General features: G+C 30.1%; 18 protein-coding genes. 3 read left to right on the top strand and 15 right to left on the bottom strand.

The window, feature by feature from the left end; translation table 11 throughout:
- Positions 1-247: 247 nt before the first annotated feature.
- The 4 genes from LL038_RS20090 to LL038_RS20075 all read right to left on the bottom strand — a co-directional run bounded on the left by LL038_RS20090 (position 248) and on the right by LL038_RS20075 (position 4,612).
- Positions 248-1,198 (bottom strand): PucR family transcriptional regulator, encoded by a 951-nt coding sequence (locus LL038_RS20090; RefSeq protein WP_216124329.1) that lies wholly within the window; start codon positions 1,196-1,198, stop codon positions 248-250.
- A 13-nt stretch (positions 1,199-1,211) separates the two neighbouring features.
- On the bottom strand, positions 1,212-2,321 hold the full coding sequence (locus tag LL038_RS20085; protein WP_216124330.1) for an ABC transporter ATP-binding protein: 1,110 nt from the start codon (positions 2,319-2,321) through the stop codon (positions 1,212-1,214).
- Positions 2,322-2,487: 166 nt separating this feature from the next.
- Positions 2,488-3,417 carry a TIGR01212 family radical SAM protein gene (locus LL038_RS20080; RefSeq protein WP_216124331.1) on the bottom strand — a complete coding sequence of 310 codons (930 nt, stop codon included), beginning with the start codon at positions 3,415-3,417 and terminating at the stop codon, positions 2,488-2,490.
- A gap of 115 nt (positions 3,418-3,532) precedes the next feature.
- Positions 3,533-4,612, bottom strand: a complete 1,080-nt coding sequence (locus LL038_RS20075; protein ID WP_216124332.1) for a hypothetical protein — start codon at positions 4,610-4,612, stop codon at positions 3,533-3,535.
- Between the two features lie 209 nt (positions 4,613-4,821).
- On the opposite strand from LL038_RS20075, the gene LL038_RS20070 reads away from it, so the two are divergent.
- Entirely contained in the window at positions 4,822-5,898 is a 1,077-nt protein-coding gene (locus LL038_RS20070) for a transporter (RefSeq protein WP_375293016.1), read from the top strand.
- A 70-nt stretch (positions 5,899-5,968) separates the two neighbouring features.
- Positions 5,969-6,907, top strand: a complete 939-nt coding sequence (locus LL038_RS20065; protein ID WP_216124335.1) for a radical SAM protein — start codon at positions 5,969-5,971, stop codon at positions 6,905-6,907.
- 72 nt (positions 6,908-6,979) lie between these two features.
- Here the strand turns inward: LL038_RS20065 and LL038_RS20060 are convergent, their stop codons facing one another.
- The 7 genes from LL038_RS20060 to murI form a co-directional block, all read right to left on the bottom strand.
- On the bottom strand, positions 6,980-7,645 hold the full coding sequence (locus LL038_RS20060) for a phosphatase PAP2 family protein (RefSeq protein ID WP_216124337.1): 666 nt from the start codon (positions 7,643-7,645) through the stop codon (positions 6,980-6,982).
- A gap of 28 nt (positions 7,646-7,673) precedes the next feature.
- The gene (locus LL038_RS20055) at positions 7,674-9,473 is read right to left on the bottom strand and encodes a heme NO-binding domain-containing protein (protein ID WP_216124339.1); all 1,800 of its coding nucleotides are present in this window, start codon (positions 9,471-9,473) and stop codon (positions 7,674-7,676) included.
- Between the two features lie 214 nt (positions 9,474-9,687).
- A complete protein-coding gene (locus LL038_RS20050) occupies positions 9,688-10,353 on the bottom strand; it encodes a S24 family peptidase (RefSeq protein ID WP_216124341.1) in 666 nt (221 codons plus the stop codon).
- 165 nt (positions 10,354-10,518) lie between these two features.
- The gene (locus LL038_RS20045) at positions 10,519-10,896 is read right to left on the bottom strand and encodes a DUF3783 domain-containing protein (RefSeq protein ID WP_216124342.1); all 378 of its coding nucleotides are present in this window, start codon (positions 10,894-10,896) and stop codon (positions 10,519-10,521) included.
- Between the two features lie 41 nt (positions 10,897-10,937).
- Positions 10,938-11,456 carry a peptidylprolyl isomerase gene (locus LL038_RS20040; RefSeq protein ID WP_216124350.1) on the bottom strand — a complete coding sequence of 173 codons (519 nt, stop codon included), beginning with the start codon at positions 11,454-11,456 and terminating at the stop codon, positions 10,938-10,940.
- A 141-nt stretch (positions 11,457-11,597) separates the two neighbouring features.
- On the bottom strand, positions 11,598-12,038 hold the full coding sequence (locus LL038_RS20035; protein ID WP_216124352.1) for a hypothetical protein: 441 nt from the start codon (positions 12,036-12,038) through the stop codon (positions 11,598-11,600).
- A gap of 180 nt (positions 12,039-12,218) precedes the next feature.
- Positions 12,219-12,992, bottom strand: coding sequence for a glutamate racemase (murI, locus tag LL038_RS20030; RefSeq protein ID WP_216124354.1), 774 nt, complete (start codon positions 12,990-12,992; stop codon positions 12,219-12,221).
- Between the two features lie 171 nt (positions 12,993-13,163).
- Here murI and LL038_RS20025 point away from each other — a divergent pair, with 171 nt between their 5' ends.
- Positions 13,164-13,460, top strand: a complete 297-nt coding sequence (locus tag LL038_RS20025; RefSeq protein WP_216124355.1) for a hypothetical protein — start codon at positions 13,164-13,166, stop codon at positions 13,458-13,460.
- A 65-nt stretch (positions 13,461-13,525) separates the two neighbouring features.
- Here the strand turns inward: LL038_RS20025 and LL038_RS20020 are convergent, their stop codons facing one another.
- The 4 genes from LL038_RS20020 to LL038_RS20005 all read right to left on the bottom strand — a co-directional run bounded on the left by LL038_RS20020 (position 13,526) and on the right by LL038_RS20005 (position 19,264).
- Positions 13,526-14,989 carry a HAMP domain-containing sensor histidine kinase gene (locus LL038_RS20020; protein WP_216124356.1) on the bottom strand — a complete coding sequence of 488 codons (1,464 nt, stop codon included), beginning with the start codon at positions 14,987-14,989 and terminating at the stop codon, positions 13,526-13,528.
- The gene (locus LL038_RS20015; RefSeq protein ID WP_216124363.1) at positions 14,982-15,674 is read right to left on the bottom strand and encodes a response regulator transcription factor; all 693 of its coding nucleotides are present in this window, start codon (positions 15,672-15,674) and stop codon (positions 14,982-14,984) included. Before LL038_RS20015 ends, LL038_RS20020 begins: the two co-directional genes overlap by 8 nt.
- Positions 15,675-15,873: 199 nt before the next feature.
- On the bottom strand, positions 15,874-17,541 hold the full coding sequence (locus LL038_RS20010; protein ID WP_216124364.1) for an ABC transporter ATP-binding protein: 1,668 nt from the start codon (positions 17,539-17,541) through the stop codon (positions 15,874-15,876).
- On the bottom strand, positions 17,534-19,264 hold the full coding sequence (locus tag LL038_RS20005; RefSeq protein ID WP_216124365.1) for an ABC transporter ATP-binding protein: 1,731 nt from the start codon (positions 19,262-19,264) through the stop codon (positions 17,534-17,536). Before LL038_RS20005 ends, LL038_RS20010 begins: the two co-directional genes overlap by 8 nt.
- Positions 19,265-19,619: the final 355 nt, after the last annotated feature.

The following is a 19,619-nucleotide window of genomic DNA, read 5'->3' as shown; positions in this document are numbered from 1 at the left end:
ATATGAAGCAACCTCTTTTTCCTTAGAGAACGCTATCAAAAGTATATATTGCGCAAAATGCATTTGAGCAAGCTTTAGTAATTCTTGATTTATTTTATTTATAGATGCGTAAAGAAAAATGCATGTTTGAGCAAAGCGAGTTTGCATTTTTTAGCAACTATAAATAAAATAAATTTTAGAATTACTTAGCGATGCGAAAGCATTCCAGCAATATATACTTTCGATATTGCGCATCTAAGAAAAAAAGTTACTCTACTTTATTTCCTTTCCATATCAAAAATGCTATAAGAAACACTGATGCATCTTTAAAATCTCTAATATCAAAATTTGTTTCTTTCTTAATCTTATCTAGCCTATAAATCAAGGTGTTCCTATGCACATATAACTTTCTAGCAGCGTCACTTATATTAAGACCACAATCTACAAATTGCTCAATAGTTACTATCATTTGACTATCAAAAGCATCAAATTTATCTTTTAACATGTATAACAGTTCCTGCTTAATTTTAGCGTCTACATTATATACAATTTTCTCAAATAACATCTTATTGTAATTAAATATATGATCTTTTATATCAAACTTTTTACCAAGTATCATGCACTCGGCTGCATCATTATATGCCTTCTTAATTCCATTTATATCATAATTTATATCACCATAACTTACATAACATTCACAATACAAATCAGATGCGATAGACTCCTTAATACTTTCTATATGTTGCTGTACTTCAGCAAATTCACCAATTACAATAATGTTATCGTTATATATTAAACTCACGACTTCCTCATTATCATATATTTGTTTTATAATGCTTAAAGCCTCATACTTGCTTCCATTAACACTTATTAATATGACATAACATCCATTTTTAAGAAAAGGTAAATTTATATTAATGTTATCAATTGAAATTTCTCTATTCTCTAGGATATCAATAACTGCCTGTTCCTTAGATAAAAAAAGTTGAGTATACTTATTTTCTATAGTATATTTGAGCAAAGCTGTACAATTTTCATACTGCTTTTCTAAACTAATTATGCCTGTAACTCTTCCAAGCAAAATAGTAAAGCTAGTTATATGTGAATTTTTAATATCTAAGTCGCTAATATATAGTGAATTACCATCCTGCGTAACTACATTAAATGGTATTTTTGAAGAATGACTTAAATTCTTTAAGAATTCAGTAAAATTGTACATTTTCAGTTGCCCCCTAGATTAAAGTGTTTTCAGTTTCTTTATCAAATATATGAATTTTATTTGCATCCATAGCAATTTTAATTTTATCTCCAACTTTAGCCATAGACGATCCATTAACCCTTACGACAATATTTGTATCTCCTTTTGACATATAAATATTAGTCTCTGCTCCCATAAGCTCTACAACCTCGACTTTAGCTTCTAGAATTGCATCTTTATGTTCCTCAAGGAAAGTAATACCGTCATCAATATCTTCCGGTCTTATTCCCATTATAACAGTTTTACCTATATATGCTTTTTCTCTTATGATTTTAGCTTTATCCTCTGGAAGAACTATAGTTTCATTATTAAATGTAATAACAATTTTTCCATTTTGCTCTAAAATCTTAACGTCCATAAAGTTCATTTGAGGACTTCCTATAAATCCAGCAACGAATATATTAACTGGGTGCTCATATATATTATGTGGAGTATCTACTTGTTGAACTAGTCCATCTTTCATTACAACTATTCTTGTTCCCATTGTCATAGCTTCTGTTTGATCATGAGTTACATATACAAATGTTGTTTGAAGTTTATGATGTAGTTTTGATATTTCCGTTCTCATTTGTACTCTAAGTTTAGCATCTAAATTTGATAGTGGTTCGTCCATTAGGAATACCTTCGGATTTCTAACTATTGCTCTTCCAAGTGCTACCCTTTGTCTTTGTCCACCTGATAATGCCTTTGGTTTTCTGTCAAGTAAATGTTCTATATCAAGAGTTTTAGCTACATCCGTAACCTTTTGTTTTATTTCATCTTTTGGCATTTTTCTTAATTTTAACCCAAATGCCATGTTATCATATACAGTCATATGAGGATATAGTGCATAGTTCTGAAAAACCATTGCTATATCTCTATCCTTAGGTGCCACGTCATTTACGACTTTGTCGCCAATATATATTTCACCTTTTGATATCTCTTCAAGACCTGCTATCATCCTTAAAGTTGTTGATTTACCACAACCTGACGGTCCTACAAAAACTATAAATTCCTTATCTTCTATTTCAAGATTAAAATCCTTAACCGCTGTTACATTACCATCATAAATCTTGTATATGTGCCTTAATGATAAACTTGACATAATATATTCCCCCTATATGTTTGTTTTAAATGATTTTCAATATACCTATATTGTAATCCTTTAAATCACATTTATCTATTCCCAATACCCCCAAAAGTGGTGAAGCTAATTTGTAGAAAGACACAAATTGATACTATAGTAATCTAGGCCTTGTTTATTAATATTGTTAACCTATAAAGTTTTTTCCTTGATATAAATCCAACTCCTTCAATTTGTTATCTATATCATTTAATACTTCCCATTTTTTTAAACTCCACATAGGACCTATTAATAACTCCCTTGGTGCGTCCCCTGTTAATCTATGTATAACCATATTAGGCGGAAGCATAGTAATTGTTTTACAAATAATATCTACATACTCAGCTTGATTCAAAAATTCAAGTTTTTTTTGCTTATAGAGCTCAACCATAGGCGTATTTTCCATAAGATGAAGCAAATGTAGCTTTATACCCTTTATATCTTTATGTGAAACATAATCTATTGTTTTAAGCATATCCTGAGCACTTTCCCCAGGAAGTCCAAATATAGTATGAACCACCACATCAATATTTCTTTTATTAAGCTCGGTTAATGCCTCTTCAAATTTATGTAACTTATAACCTCTATTAATAATTTTTGCACTTTCATCAGAACTCGTCTGCAGTCCTAATTCCACCCACGTATACACTTTGTGTGAATATTCCTCTATTAAGTCTAATACATCATTATCTAAGCAATCAGGCCGTGTAGCTATAGCAAGTGCCACTACACCATCTTGTGATACCGCTTCCTCATATTTTCCCCTTAACACATCAATACTTGCATATGTATTGGTATACGCTTGAAAATAAGCAATATACTTTCCGGATTTCCATTTCTTACTCATCATAATTTTTATATCTTCAAATTGTCTTGTAATAGAAAACTTTCTATTACCAGCGAAATCTCCGGAGCCCCTTTCGCTACAAAACAGACACCCCCCACTACTAATAGTTCCATCTCTATTAGGACAAGAAAACCCAGCATCTAAAGCAATTTTAAAAACCTTACTACCGAACTTTTCCCTTAGAAAATAATTCAAACTAAAATATCTTTTATCATTCCATAAATTCTCCACTAACGTCTTCCTTTCTTTTTAAAAAAATATTCAAACAAATAACTAGCCGTTAGACTAGTTATCTATTTTCTAAACTTATGTTAATTATACCTTATCTCCATAGTGAGTGTATTAATTATAGCTTTTTCACGGTAAAATCCTTTAAACTTAATTTCCATTTTCCAATAATATCTCCTTCTGCTCCATTACTATTTGGTTTAGGGATTACTTCATATGTCATATTATCCTCGCCGAAAGAAGAAAATATTATTTGAACCTTTTCTATAGGATAATCTTTTTCAAAATTAATTGGAATCATATCCCCATTGTCTACTTTATAAACTCTAATACATTTCCCAGTTTTTTCACTATTATATTGTACAAGTAAAAATTTTTCATCCATTGAAAATGTCATAAATTCGACTTTGCAATCAAATAATAAATCTATTGGTATTAAATCCTTTCCTATTGGTTTTTCTTTAGCCATTACCCCGGATCCACCGCTTTGTGATGATTGACCTGATTGATCTGCATTTCCCTGAGCTTGAACTTCAAGAGACTCATCGATATTGACAATACCAATAAAAGTATTTTTGTTATAAGTACTAAATGCAATTTTATCTCCTTCATAGCTAAAATTTATAGGTCCAAATTCTTTTAATGGTACCATTATTTTATATAGCCTTGCTCCATCATCCTTTGAGTATGAATATTTAGGGATTCCTGATACATCAATAATTAGATTTGTCTTTACATTTTTTTTATCTCGAAATCTAATGCCTGTACCTTCTAGAAAAGCTTCCTTTTGTGGTGTATTCGTAATTTCGCTTATTTTATATTCAGCTCCATCCTTAACAATTTTAATAGAATATTCATCCACGCAAGATAATGAACTACCTATAGATGTCCTAGTAACCCTTACCTTAAAAACTCCACTTCTGCCAATCTCATTACTTTCTGTAACTTTATAACCTTTTATCTTCATAGTGCTAATTGGCAAATCAGTAGCTTTACGATACAAATCCTTAGTATATAATTTTTTACCATTTTCAAAATCTTCTTTCATTATAAAATTCATATAACTTAAAACTACATTGCTTGCAGTTTTAAGTTCAAATGTATTTACTTTTGGCTTATCTTTTTCCTCTTTATTTGAGCATCCCGCGATAGACAAAATACAAAGCAGTATTAATAAACAGCTTAAAAATTTTTTCAATATTTTCACTCCTTTCAATTCAATTTTAATTATATTTATAAATTAAAATAATTTGTTATATTATAGTTTCCCTCAAACTAAATTTTTAATTTATATAATTATTATTTTCATTGAAATAATTATTTTTTATTAAATAACACACATATATTTATAAATATAAGCATCTTATTTAAGTGTGACTCTAAATTTAATAATTTTGTGGAGGAGATATCTTGAAAAAAACAATTGGTTTAATATTTCAAACCGCGGCTGTATTTATTGGTACTATAGTAGGTGCAGGACTTGCTTCTGGTCAGGAAATAACTCAATTTTTCAGTACTTATGGATATGTGAGCTTTTGGGGTATTCTTGTATGTTGTTTAATTTATATTATAGTAAGCTCAATCATTGTTTCTATTAGCCTAAAACATAAATTAAGCTCCTATACCGAGCTTATAACTCTCGTAAGCCCAGGTTTTTTCGGTATAATCACAGATGTTTTCACAAGTTTTTTCTTAGTAAGTGGTGCCGCCGTAATCTTAGCCGGAAGTGGTGCACTTCTTCACCAATATTTTGGTATTTCAAAATGGGTAGGAATTTTACTTATGGCTATAATCTCTTTATATACCGTGCTTAAGGATACTAAAGGATTAATAACTATAAATTCATTTATAGTTCCAACCTTAATTACAATTATTGTAACTATATTCGTTTTATATTTGCTATTTTACAAAGATATGGTAAGTGTTACTTATATAAAGCAGATTGCCTCATATAAAAATAATATAATACCTGCTCAATGGTTTTTTTCAGCTTTGCTTTATGCAGGTTTTAATATGTTATGTTGTAGTGGAGTACTAGTCCCCCTAAGTCAAGAAATTAAACATAAACGAGTTCTTATTCCTGGCGTTATCGTAGGGGCCTTAGGCCTAACTATCTTATGCTATTTGATAAATACAATGCTTTTATTAAATATTCCTCAAATTTTTAAATATGAAATTCCCCTTCTTTATATAACACACCGGTTTGGCATGTTAATGCAAATTCTTCTACTTTGCGTAATCTTTTGTGAAATGTTTTCAACTGAAGTTTCCAATATCTATAGTGTTGGAAAAACTCTAGAGAAAAAGTTTGATATTTCTTATAAGAAAGCTGTTTTATTAATACTTGTTGTAGCTTTGCCTATCTCTCAAATTGGCTTTAAAACTCTAATCAAAGTCCTCTATCCTGGTTTTGGTGCAATAAGTTTTATATTTTTAATTCAATGCATTTTGTTTTATAAGAAAACTACTAAAAGACAGAATTGACATTGTATATATCGAAGTTGTACAATTCTTATATATTCTAAGACTTGTAATTATAAAGCAAGGAGATAAAATGATAAATAAAAACACAAAAAAATTATACGACTCAACCTCTCTAGACATATTAAAAAAATGCAATTTATGTCCTAGGAAATGTTTTGTTAATAGATTAGATGGTGAATTAGGCTATTGCAACGCTTCTCAGTATATAAAAGTAGCTAAAGTTTCCTTGCATTATTGGGAAGAACCTTGTATTTCAGGTGAATTAGGTTCTGGCACTATATTTTTTTCAAATTGTAATCTGAAATGTGTATTTTGCCAAAATTATAAAATAAGTCATGATGGCTATGGAAGAACAATATCTATAACTCGCCTTAGTGAAATCTTTTTAGAGCAGCAGAGAAGGGGGGCACTCAACATAAATTTAGTTACGCCAACTCACTACGTCCCCCAAATAATAGAGTCCTTAAAACTGGCTAAACAAAACGGTCTTAGTATTCCTATTCTCTATAATTCAAATGGATATGAAAATATAGACACGATTAAGTCACTCAAAGGATTCATTGATGTTTACCTCCCAGACTTAAAATATTATGCAGACAAATATGCTCTTAAATATTCAAAAGCACCTAATTATTTTAATACTGCAAGTAAAATTATTACTGAAATGGTCTCACAAGTAGGGAAAGTGAAATTTGATGATAATGGGATAATTCAAAAGGGAGTAATAATTAGACATCTAATGCTGCCTGGCTTATTATTTGATTCTAAAAAAGTAATAGACTTCATAAATACTACCTTTAATGATGATGTTTATATTAGCTTAATGAATCAATATACCCCCCTACATGTAGAAACTGAATTTCCTGAAATAAACAAGCCACTAAACCAGGATCATTATGATGCTTTAATAAACTACTGCCTAAACTTAGGGATAACAAAATGTTTTATTCAAGATAGTGGAACTTCCTCACCCGATTTTATACCCAATTTTAATTTAAGTGGAATATAATAGATATCATTGTAACCTGTTCCAAATTCTAATAATTAAAGGTCTCCATGATTTGATCATGGAGACCTTTAATTATTCTATATAACTTATGCTTTCATCTTTATGAAAATTAAATTTCAAATTATTAAAACAAAAATACAAAATGAAAGCGAATATTATGCCTGCAATCACATCTGCAAAATAATGCTGTTTTATAAACATAGTAGATAAAATTATAGAGAAAGACATAATAGTACAAATTGCCTTTATACATTTACTAACCTTTTCAGATTCATAAATATACAAAGTTATAAGCACTGAATTTAAAACATGAATACTAGGAAAACAGTTGTAAGGGTTGTCAGCCTCATATAAACTCAAAACCAAATTGCTAAAAAAATCTGTTCCTAATATTATTGGTCTTGGAACATATGTCGGATAAAAATAGTATATTATGTAACATATAATCATACCTAGGTCTAACGTTATAAGTAGTTTAAAATACTTTTCTTTATCATATATACATAATATAGCCGAAAAAACTGCTATAAATATATACCAAGATATATAAGGTAATATAAAGAACTTATTAAAAGGTATGAGTTTGTCTACAAATGTAGATAAGTCGTTAGTATTTCCTCTATATTGATTAATCAGAGGATATGTCAAACTTATTAATGGTATGCTTAATGCAAACATTCCTCTTTTAATAACATCTTTCCATTGGTATGTTACGGCTTTCTTTTGTAATTGTTCCATATTCTTTCCCCTGCTTCCCTAACAATAGCTATATCTTATATTTCTTTAAATCCTCTTTAAATGAACTTGTTATCTTTTTAAACTCATATATACTGTCTATTAGCTTCTTAATTTCATTTGTATAAGTTCCAACACTTGCACTTACCTCTTCTGAGGATGCAGAATTTTCCTCTGAAATTGCGGCTAAGGACTCTATTGTTTCATATATGTTTGCAATAGATTTAGCTTCTCTATCTAAATCATTTATAGTATCTATCATTGCTGTTGAAACTGTTCTAACAGACATAGTGGCCTCATAACTTATATCTCTTACATCCTCTAGTCCCTTAGTCTCATTTTGCAAAATATCATATTGATCACCAATTTTATCAACAAGTACATTTATATCCTTAACAAACTCAATCAAATTGCTGTTGATTTCTTCTACAGCGCTCTTAGACTGTTCTGCAAGCTTTCTAACTTCATCTGCGACAACAGCAAATCCTTTTCCTTGTTCGCCTGCACGCGCAGCCTCTATGGATGCATTAAGAGCAAGTAAGTTTGTTTGCTCAGAAATTTGAGAAACAATCGATACTATGCTTGTTATGTCATGAGCCTTAGTTTCAAGCTTTATCCCATTATCCTTAACTTCCTGAAATTTTTCTAAAGTTCCAAGTATATTTTTACTTGTTTTATTTACGCTTTCATAGCTATTGTTTATCTTTTCAAGAGCTTTTTCTAATTCATCCTTGTTGTCATTCTCATTTTTAACAATATCTTTAAGCGATCTAATATTATCATTTAAGATTAAAACAGCATTTTCGGTACTCTCAGCTTGACTTACAGAAGTATCCGCCATTTGCTCAACTACTACTGATATATCCTCTGAAGTATCTTTCATTCTACTAGAAATCGTATTTATATTTTGAGCAAAAGTATCCATCTCATCAGTTACGCCTTTAAACTCAACAAAATCTGCCCTAAATCCTTTTTTATATTTTTTAATGTTTTTGTATAACTCTTCGTACTCATCCCCAGTAACTATATCTCCATCTTCGACATAATTATTGCTATTAATCTGGTCTATAGTTTGCATGATTAGCTTTGCAGGTCTTCCCATTATAAAAGACGCAAGACTTGATGCTACTCCAGAAATGATAGAGAAACCTAATACTTTTAAAATATCACCTGTACCAATTAACATCATTGCCCCAATTAAAGCTACAATAAATGTAAATAAACCTACTTTACCATGAGTATTATTAATAAAACCTAATGATAGGATTTTATTAATTTTATATGTTTTTTTATAATAAATATCCTTATCAAATGTAAGTTTTAAACTTAAGCTGTCTGAAGTTTTATCTAATTGCTCAATTTGAACTTTTTCATTAAAATACTCACATGTACCATCTAATAGTCCTAAAAAATAATCAAACATCCCTCTTTTAGAATTATAAGTAAAAATAGCTTCCCTACTTGAAATTGGAGTTATCCCTACTAACGGTGGTTTGGCTCCAGCAAATTTTTTTGTCATTACAACATGTATATCAAACAGCGATTTTAAAAACGAGTATACATTTTCGGTGTTAAAAAATGCAGGAAAATCTCTATGAAATGCTGTCAAATTATCTTTTCCTATAGTTCTCCATAATACATCAATAGGTACATTTTGGTTTTTAGATATATCGCCAATTACATTTTTAACCTGGATATCATCTACGTTCTCCACCGGTGAAAATATTTTCCGAGAATTCCACCCCACAGATTTCATCGCATTATTAACCGTATCGTCACCATAAAGTTTTCTACAAGTCTTCATCCAAGTAGCTACTACTGTTCCTTTCATAATACTCTCCCCCCTTGTTCCTCTATTGATTATCCTTTATTTTTAAAATCAATAGTTAATTCCCCATTAATTTATAGCTGTTATTACATGCATACTTTCTATTATAAACTATCAGTAGTATTTTGTTAATACTATTAATTATTAATTAATCATTTTTCTTTTATAGTTATTGTTAAATTTCATTTATAAATAGTATATCTACCATAAAAAATAATTATAACTTAAACTGTATGCTATCTAGTTTTGCAATTACCTTGATGTCATTATGAGGAACTGTATCTGTTTTTAATGAAATTCTATTACTTATTAACAAAACTTTGTTACTATCTAGTTTTTTTATCTGCCTTAATACTCTTTCTCCATTATAATCTAATAATGAAATAGAATTATTTTCAATTTCATGAGTCAAATGTGCAAAAGCAATATCTCCACTACAAATCCTGAACCCAAGCATATCATCATTTTCTATTTCTAAAAATAATACTTTATCTTGAGCGTATCCTTCTACTTTATTTGATATTATTGGCATTTGTTTCTTACCTATCGCTTTAACTAAATCATATTTATAAATAGCGACATCTTTTAAAACTGAACTAAATGCATCGTTCCAAACTTCATTCACTTTTCCTGCGATTGGTCTCTCAAGTTTTGGATTTCTTTCCTCACTTTCCAAAGCATCTTCAAATGCTACAGATCTATCCTCTATTTCTTCTCCTAAAATTTTAGATATTTTTTCTAAAAGTTTTTCATTTATAACTTTTTTTCCTAATTCAATATCATTAATAAAACCTTCAGAAACTCCAATTTTTTTACCTAATTGTTTTTGGCTTACCTCTTTTGTTTCTCTTACTTGTTTAATTCTGTCTCCTACTCTACTCATAATTTTCCGCCTTTCCAATTGAATAATTGTTTTTAATCTTTTGATTACAATTTTACACCATTTCTGGTCTATATAAAAATTTTTATTTAAAATTTATATTTATATATATAACGAAATATAAATCCTCTGCTTATAGCAGAAGATTTATATTTTGGATCCTGTACCTTATTTACTTTTCTTGTAAGCTTCTCTTTCTGCAATAAGATGATGCATAAGATAGCTAACTGTCCAATTAATAGATGTTGGTGTAACTGCTGCAAGTATTGTATCGCTGCTTTTAATTTGTCTTATATCGTCAATTAGCTCATACAATTCCTTATCTGCAAAGTTACTAAATATAAGTAATTTTTCATTAGGTAATTCAGTATTACCCTCTGTTTTTTTAACATCTCGTAATACTTCCCTAATTGTTACGTTACCCATATTTTTCTCAATTACTCTGCAAGGTAATATATTTTGTTTTACTAGTAAATCATTAAATTTTTCTTCCTCTGCACCAGTTAGTCCATATGCAAGGATAACTTTTTCATTAATAAGATCCACACTATATTCCCCCTACAATTTATTATTTTATTTATATATATCTACTTTATTTTTTTTGGTTCACTGTACTTAATTCCTAAAGTATCAACACTCATATCTTTTATCTTTTGCTCTTTGTTTGGTTTATCTCTAAAATCTCTTTTGACATTAGCTATTTCTAAAGCATTTTCCATTCCCTCAGTTACTTTACCAAAAGCTGCATAACTTCCATCTAAATGATAAGAATTAGCTACCATAATAAAGAACTGGCTTCCTGCTGAATCTGAATCATTAGATCTAGCCATTGATAAAACACCCGTTGAATGTTTTAAATCATTTTTAAATTTATTAGAAGAGAACTCACCCTTTATAGAATAGTCTGGTCCACCAACGCCTGTTCCTTCAGGACAGCCACCTTGAATCATAAATCCTGGAATTACTCTATGAAAAACAAGTCCATTATAAAAGCCCTTATTTATAAGGCTAATAAAATTATTTACCGTGTTTGGTGCAACCTCTGGATATAACTCAGCCTTTATCACTTTTCCATCTTGCATATTAATTGTTACTATTGGATTCATATATTTACCTCTCCTCTTGTTATGTATTCATTATAAATTATATCACATTTTATATCATTTACTATTTTATATATATAAGGACACCCTCAAAAATAATTAGTAAGCCCTACCTATTCTTAAGAATGTCATCCTATTCAAAAGTTAAATATTTTCCTTACCAACGCTTATTTGTAAACTCATTTTTTCTTGTGGTTCTTCTAATTTTATTTGGATATTTCCTCCAGGAAGTATTATCAAAGAATATTTTTCTAGCATGTCTATTTCTCGATTTATGTCAATATTAACTATATCTATTTCTAAGTTATCTAAGGGTTCTCCTTTATCATACTTATAGCCAATGTTTAACCCCCCGAATGTAGTTGTATCTTTCAATTGTTTATCATCATTTGTAATAATTAAATGCGCAGTGTTTTTATTCTCTTCAAATTTACATACTAAATGATTTATAACACATAAGCAATTATTTTGCACGGGATTGTCTATAGTTATGCAATTAATTTTATTTATCCTTTCAATTTTCATATTAAATGTATCCTGATCTACGTAGTATTCATTATCTTTTTTCAATTGAAATACTCTCATTTTATCACCTTATTTCCGTTGTTTCTTTGTATAGTTTATACTATTCACCTAGTCATACAATTGCTATAATTAATTTAAATTTAGATATATATTAAAAACAAAAACAGCCTAAAACTAATTTAATTAGTCTTAAACTGCTTTTATATATACAATACTTTCTCTTAAATCTTTTTAATAAGATTATAGTTTTAATAATTTATAACTTAAATCTATTGTATTATCATTCGTAGATGAACTATATATAGTTACAATACCCTTTGTCTTTTTTTCATTTAAGAGATTATTACGAGTAAGTTGTCTTTTTAGTTGATTCACAGTGCCTATACTTCCATCAATTATAATAGTTTTTTCTCCAACAATCTTAATTAATTCTTTTTTTATAAATGGATAATGAGTACACCCAAGTACTATAGCTGCTACGTCTAAATGACTAAACTCTTTTAACTTTTCTTTTAAGTACTCATTAATCTCATCGCCATCTATAATTCCATTTTCGATAAGCTCAACTAGGCCCGCACAAGGCAAAGGTATTATATCGGCTTCTTTGTTGTACAACTTCATTAAATTATCGAATTTTCTTTCAGTTAAAGTCATAGGAGTTGCCATAATAATTACACTTTTACCCCTACTAACTTCTACAGCAGGCTTTAGTGCTGGCTCTATACCAATTATAGGTATATCTTTATATTTCCTTCTAAGTGCATCAATAGCCGCACTCGTAGCGGTGTTACAAGCAATCACTACTACTTTTACACCTTTCTCCAAAAGAAAATCTACCGCTTTAAAAGTTAATTTTCTAACTTCATTTACATTTTTAATTCCATAGGGTGCATTTAACGAGTCTCCAAAATAAACAAAATCTTCATTTGGAAGCACTTTTAAAGACTCTTTTAACACACTTATTCCGCCTACTCCTGAATCAAAAAATCCTATCGGTCTTTCTCTATTATTCACATTATCACCACCATATTAAAATTAACAATTTTATACTCTATAATTTATAACAAATTAAATATATTTATTGGTGTACAAGCATTTATTAGTCACATATACGCATTCTCATAAATAGAATGTTATTGAGTCTACCCATTTAATTTAAATTATACCATAAAAGGAGGAAGTGTTATGCCTTCAGGCCCTAATTTATACAAAATTAAAGATTCAATAAGCAACGGACTCGAGGTTTTATCAAACAAATCTGAAGATTTTATTGAAATATCCAAACTTAAATATAAACTCCATTTTGAAGAAAATAATATGGATAACCTCTATCGCGATCTCGGAAAAGAATTATACTCAATTTTTAAAAGTAATGGTCGTATTGATTCATCTTTATTAGATTACTGTAATGCTTTAAAAAAAATAGAAAATCGTATAAAGAATCTTGATAAAGAAATTAACAAAGTAAATAGAAGTAAATAAATGATACTAGACTGCACCCTACCTACAAGGCAAGGTGCAGCTAGCTTATATTTAAAACTCCTAATCTATATATTATATATGCTCTTATTTAATTTTATTATAAATTTGCAACCCTTATTTATATCCTGTACTAAAGTTATACTTCCTCCATGTTTTTCAATTATTGCTTTTGATATTGCAAGTCCAAGCCCTGTACCACCATTTCTGGAATTTCTCGTAGTATCTACACGGACAAAAGGTTCAAAAATATTGCCTTGAAATTCCTTAGGTATTCCTACTCCATTGTCCTCAATAATAATTGAAGCAACATTATTATCTAATAAAAGCTTGATACTAATAGTAATACCTGGGCTATTATATTTAATACTATTTAATAAAATATTACTTAAGGCTCTATCCAAGTTCTTTCTATCAAATGGAATTTCCACTTCATCTTCCGTAATACTAAATTCATATAAAACACCTTTTTGCTCCATAATTGGAACATATCCTGCAATAAGTTCCCGTAAAAACTCACCTATATCATGATTGCTTACATCTAATTTATATTCTGTACTTTCAACACGTGAAAATTCAAAGAGATCTTGAATTAGGTCATTTGCTCGTCTACTATTATTGTTAATAACTTTTAGTAACTTATTTCTATCCTCTATTTCAATATCATTATTTTCTAATAAGAATTCTGAATATCCGAGTATACTTGTCAATGGATTTTTTAAATCATGTGATATATCAAGAATCATCCTTTTCCTGTTATGCTCTGCCTTCTCCTTTAACAACTTTTCCTCTTGTATCTTTTCTGCCATTAAATTAAATGCGTCCTTTAATTGCCCAATTTCATTTAAAGAATTAATTTCAACCCTTGTCGAATATTCTCCATTTTTTACAGTGTTAACACCCTTTAAAAGTTTTTTTAATGGTTTTACAAACATCATTGATGTAAGTTTAGAATAAAGTACCATTGTAGATAATAAAAATATAAATATTATAAATGGAAATATTGTTAAAAAAGTAAATCCATTATTCTTACGTTTACTAACCTCTTCCAATTGCTGCTTATGTTCGAAGCCCCATGTATAAGCATCAAATATACTGTTTGGCATAGCTGTAATTAGGATAAACTCTTTCTTTGTGCCATATTTACTAGAATAAAAATAACCATCCTTTAAATTATTAGTAATCATATCCTGATAGTACTTTTGTGGGTATTTAAATCCCACTTTATGCTTACTACCATTTTCCATAATGATAACCAAATTTTTATCAAGCACTTCAACATAGCCCTTATGTTTTATAAAGTTTGTTACGTTTATATCCTTATAATTTTGCTTTATAATATACTCGGCTGTTGCTTTATCTGTTGGTAGATCCACATAATCAGCAGAAAAATAAACCACTAAAGTTACCATTGTTAGCATGAATATTGCAATTATAATAATTAGAAATATAATATAATTTTTAAATAATTGAGTAGCCATTTTTTTGCTCTTAAAGTAAAGTCCTATTTTTTTTAACTTTTTTCTATTCATTATGCTGTAACTCCATTTTATAGCCGATACACCTTATTGTTTTTAAATATTTCGGGTTTTTAGGGTCTTCTTCGATTTTTTCCCTAATATGGCTTATGTGTACCATAATAGTGTTTGAGTCTCCATAATATGGATTACACCACACTATTTCATATAGCTGTTTTTTAGTGTATACCTTTCCTGGATTCTCTAAAATAAACTCTAATAACCTATATTCCTTTGGGTTTAAAGCTAAAGGAATGTTATTTTTATAAATACAACAACTATCCTTGTCTAGCATTAACTCCCCAACAACTATTGCAGTTTTGTGAGTTTTATTAGAATATTTATAATACCTTCTGAGCTGAGCCTTAACCCGTGCAATTATTTCAATAGGACTAAATGGTTTTATTACATAATCATCTGCCCCTAGCCCAAGACCAAGTATTTTATCCGACTCTTCTTCCCTTGCAGTTATAAAAATTACTGGGATCTCACTAGTTTCTCTAATCTTTTTAAGAACTTTAAATCCATCAATTTTCGGAATCATAACATCAAGCAGTGCAATATCTATATCTTTATTCTCAAATATACTTAAAGCTTGAAGACCATCTTCTGCCGTAAAAATCTTATATCCTTCTTTTGATAAATGAATTTCTAGCAATTCTCTTATATCTCGTTCATCCTCTACAATTAAAATATTCATTATGTATCCCTCCCATCTTTATATATTGTAACCCCAAAGTTATCTTCAACTCAAATAAAATATTTAATCGTAAAATACCATGCTACTTATGGTACGGTTCCCCATACCCAGTATAACGTAGACTTTTAAAATAATAAAGCTAAGGATAAAATCCTTAGCTTTATATATTAAACTTCCTCTACTAAAAACAACAAGTATACTACCCGGCAACAATACTCTGTTGCTCTTTTTCACCCATTTTAAAAACTCTGTCCGCATTTTCAATAGTTGAGAGCCTATGCGCAATGATTATAGTTGTTCTGGTCTTTCCATATTCATCTATAGTACTTTTAATAAGTCTTTCCGACTCCGAATCAAGGGCTGATGTGGCTTCATCTAATAAAAGTATAGGCGCATTTTTAATGATAGCCCTTGCAATAGCTATTCTCTGACATTGTCCACCAGACAGTCTTATGCCTCTTTCACCAACAAATGTCTCATATCCTTGTGGCTGCTGCCTTATAAAAGTGTCTGCATTTGCTGCTCGTGCTGCTGCAAATATTTCTTCATCCGTGGCATTTTCTCTTCCATATCTAATATTTTCCATAATTGTAGTGTTAAAAAGTGTCGCTTCCTGTGGCACATAAGCAATCATATCGCGGATTTCACTCAAAGTCATATCAGAGAGGTTCTTTCCACCGATAGATATCCCCCCTGAATTGATTTTATAAAATCCAAGTAAAAGCTTTGCAACAGAACTCTTTCCACTTCCGCTTTCCCCAATAATTGCTAGTGTTTCGCCTTCTTTTACGAAAAGATTAAAGTCCTTTAGCACCAATTTATCTTGTGTATATCCAAAGTTAACCTGATAAAATTGAATGTATTCTGCTTGATTAATGTGCTCGGCTTCCCATTTTAAAGGTTCTTCTTCTATGTCAAGAAAATCGTATATTCTCTCTGTTCCTACAAGACTATTGTAAAACATCGGATAATACTGACCAAACTCTCTAAAATTTGCATCGAGAGCTGTTTGTAAAGTCATTATTGCAAGGATATTACCATATGTAGTAAGTCCATGTTTTACCATTATTGTTCCAAGCAAAAGAAAGACCAATATATTCAACATAGATATAAAAAAATTATAAGAAGTAAGCAAAGCTGTTATTTTACTATTTTTCAGACTAAGCCTAGAAACTTCACTGTTATCTTTCTTAAACTTCTCTCTCATACCGCCGGCAAGTTGATACATTTTTATTATTGACATGCCGCCTACAATATTTCCTATGGTAACTGTCATATTACTCATTTGTTTCTGAATTTCCTTCGTTGTTGCTTTGAGCTTTTTAGCTATGTAGGTATTTGCAGTAAGTGTAATTAGGTTCAATGTTAATATTATAAGTGTAATTCTGTAATCAAATACGAACATAGGAATCAAATAGATCACTATGGTTGCAAGAGAAGCTACGGTACGTCTAAAGTGTCTCATAAAAATTACGGCTACCACCCATGTATCGTTTTCAAAGACAGACAATACCTCACCGCTATGTCTCTTTTCATAATAATTCACATCTATTTTATTAAACTTCTCATACACAGCCTTATTCAAGTTACAATGACCATATTTTGCCCTGCCATTAAACATAAATGTAAACACAGGAAGCAACAACACCATTAAGATCATATAAATGACAAGCATAGCAATCATTTTAAAAATGAACCACATACTCTCTGGTGCGCCAATATCAAGTAGCATCTTTAAAAGATACGATTCTAACAATGCACTGCTTGATTGTAACAGTATCATTCCTATTATACCCGTAAAATACACAAAGTAATGGCCTTTTAGAAACACGAAAGTATTCTTCAAATCTTTATACAATTCATGCATCTTGCTCACCTATATTACCTAATACTTGATTGCTATAGAGCATAGTATATACCCCCTTCTTTTCTAATAGACCTTCATGTGTTCCATTTTCAGCTATAATGCCATGGCTTAATACATATATTTCATCTGCATTAATGATCGTTGATAAGCGGTGCGCTATGAGAATGACTGTTTTTCTTTCACTATAATTTTCGATGGCCTTTTGGATTAGCTTTTCTGATTCTACATCAAGGGCTGATGTCATTTCATCTAGCAAAAATATAGGTGCATCCTTTAAAAAAGCACGTGCAATGGCGATGCGCTGTTTCTGCCCTCCTGAAATATTAGTTCCTCTTTCAGATAAAACCGTCTGATATCCCTCTGGCATACTCATTATAAAATCATGGGCATAAGCTTTTTCAGCCGCTTGTATTATTTCATTAAATGAAGCGTCAGGCTTACCATAGGCAATATTTTGAGCAACTGTCCCTTCAAAAAGATATGTATCTTGCGCTACATAGGAAATATTCTTTCTTGCCTTCTCAATGTCCCACTCCATTATATTCTTACCAAATAAACGTACTTCGCCTTGGGTAGTTGTATGAAATCCCAATAACAACTTAAATAAAGTACTCTTACCGCTTCCACTCGAGCCAACAAGTGCAACTGTTTTTCCTTTTGGTATAACCAAACTTATATCATTGAGTACATTGTCTGACGTTTTATTATCTTTACCATAGGAAAAAGATACGTTATGAAGTTCAAATGCTATCTCCCTTTCAAAAGCTTCTCCTGTTCCAAAGGCTTCTTCGCTAAGTTCCACAATTTCCATCACTCTGTCCACAGAAACCATGGCTTCTTTAAACTCGGTTACATATCTTGTAAGTTCTGAAAGGGGTTTTGATACATTCTGTAGCAACAAGATAAAAGCTACCATTTCACCATTTGTAATATTGCCCTTATAAGCATTATAAAACCCTAACATTATGGAAACAAACATAGGTGCTGACCTAATGACATATTTATAAGGTCCTGCTTTGACCACTAACTTCTCATAAGCTACAAAATATGAAGTTGCCTGTTCCATATTTTCATCAAAATATTTTTTACGTCTTCCTCTAAGGTTATATGCTTTCTCAATTTTAATACCATTTACAGTGTCTTGTGCGATCCCCATAACCTCATCCATCTTCTTGCTGAACTTTTCCATTGTATCATAAGTAGGTGCTGCCACCTTCTTAGCAACTGCCACTGCAACAGGTATACATAGAGCACTTACAAGTGTCATTGTAATATTAAGTGTCAAAAGATATATAAAACAGCAGATAAAAACAATCATGTTGCTTAAAAACTCTGGCAATCCCCCAGACATATAATCGGCTACGCTACTCATATCATGAAGTATTCTATTGTTGATACTGCCTGAAGATTCATTTTCAAAATACTCATATTTGCTGTTTATTAGCTTATCATTGGTTATATTTCTAAGCTTCTCTATCAGTCCAATTGAAAAATTAGAGCTAATAATCACCCCACTATAGCTTAGTCCAATTCCCAAAACCGTTATAATTACAAATTGAACAAATATTCCAAGCATCTTTCCCTCCCCAATGCCATGGTCTACTGCATTTTTTGCAAAATTGCTTACTATAATAGTTATACCTGCCATCCCTATGTTCATTAGGAGCTGCATGATAAACAACGCTTTCTTATCTGACAGCTTCCATATCTTTAATATATTCATTCCCTAATACCCCCTGGTTAGTAAAACATAATTTGTTTGTTTATTATTCGCTTATTTGAAAAGCTTTACATTAAAAGCCGCATTTACTTATGTACTGTTCACTCTATGATTAGCCGGTGAGGTTTTTACACTATTTTAAGCTTATATTATTAAAGAAACCCAATATGATTTTACTTCATATTAGGATTCTTTAAACTATATACTATTTTAGGTTTTATATACTTATTCTATCATATTTTACATCTATATACAATATTTACGATTTTTAAAACCTAATTAATAATTATAATAGTTTTGTGAAATAAAAAAATATACCAATTTATTTCTAACACCACAAACCCTTATACATTAGACT

It is taken from the genome of Clostridium estertheticum, assembly GCF_026650985.1.
Classification (GTDB): Bacteria; Bacillota; Clostridia; order Clostridiales; family Clostridiaceae; genus Clostridium_AD; species Clostridium_AD estertheticum_C.
This window is presented reverse-complemented; position numbering and strand designations above follow the sequence as displayed.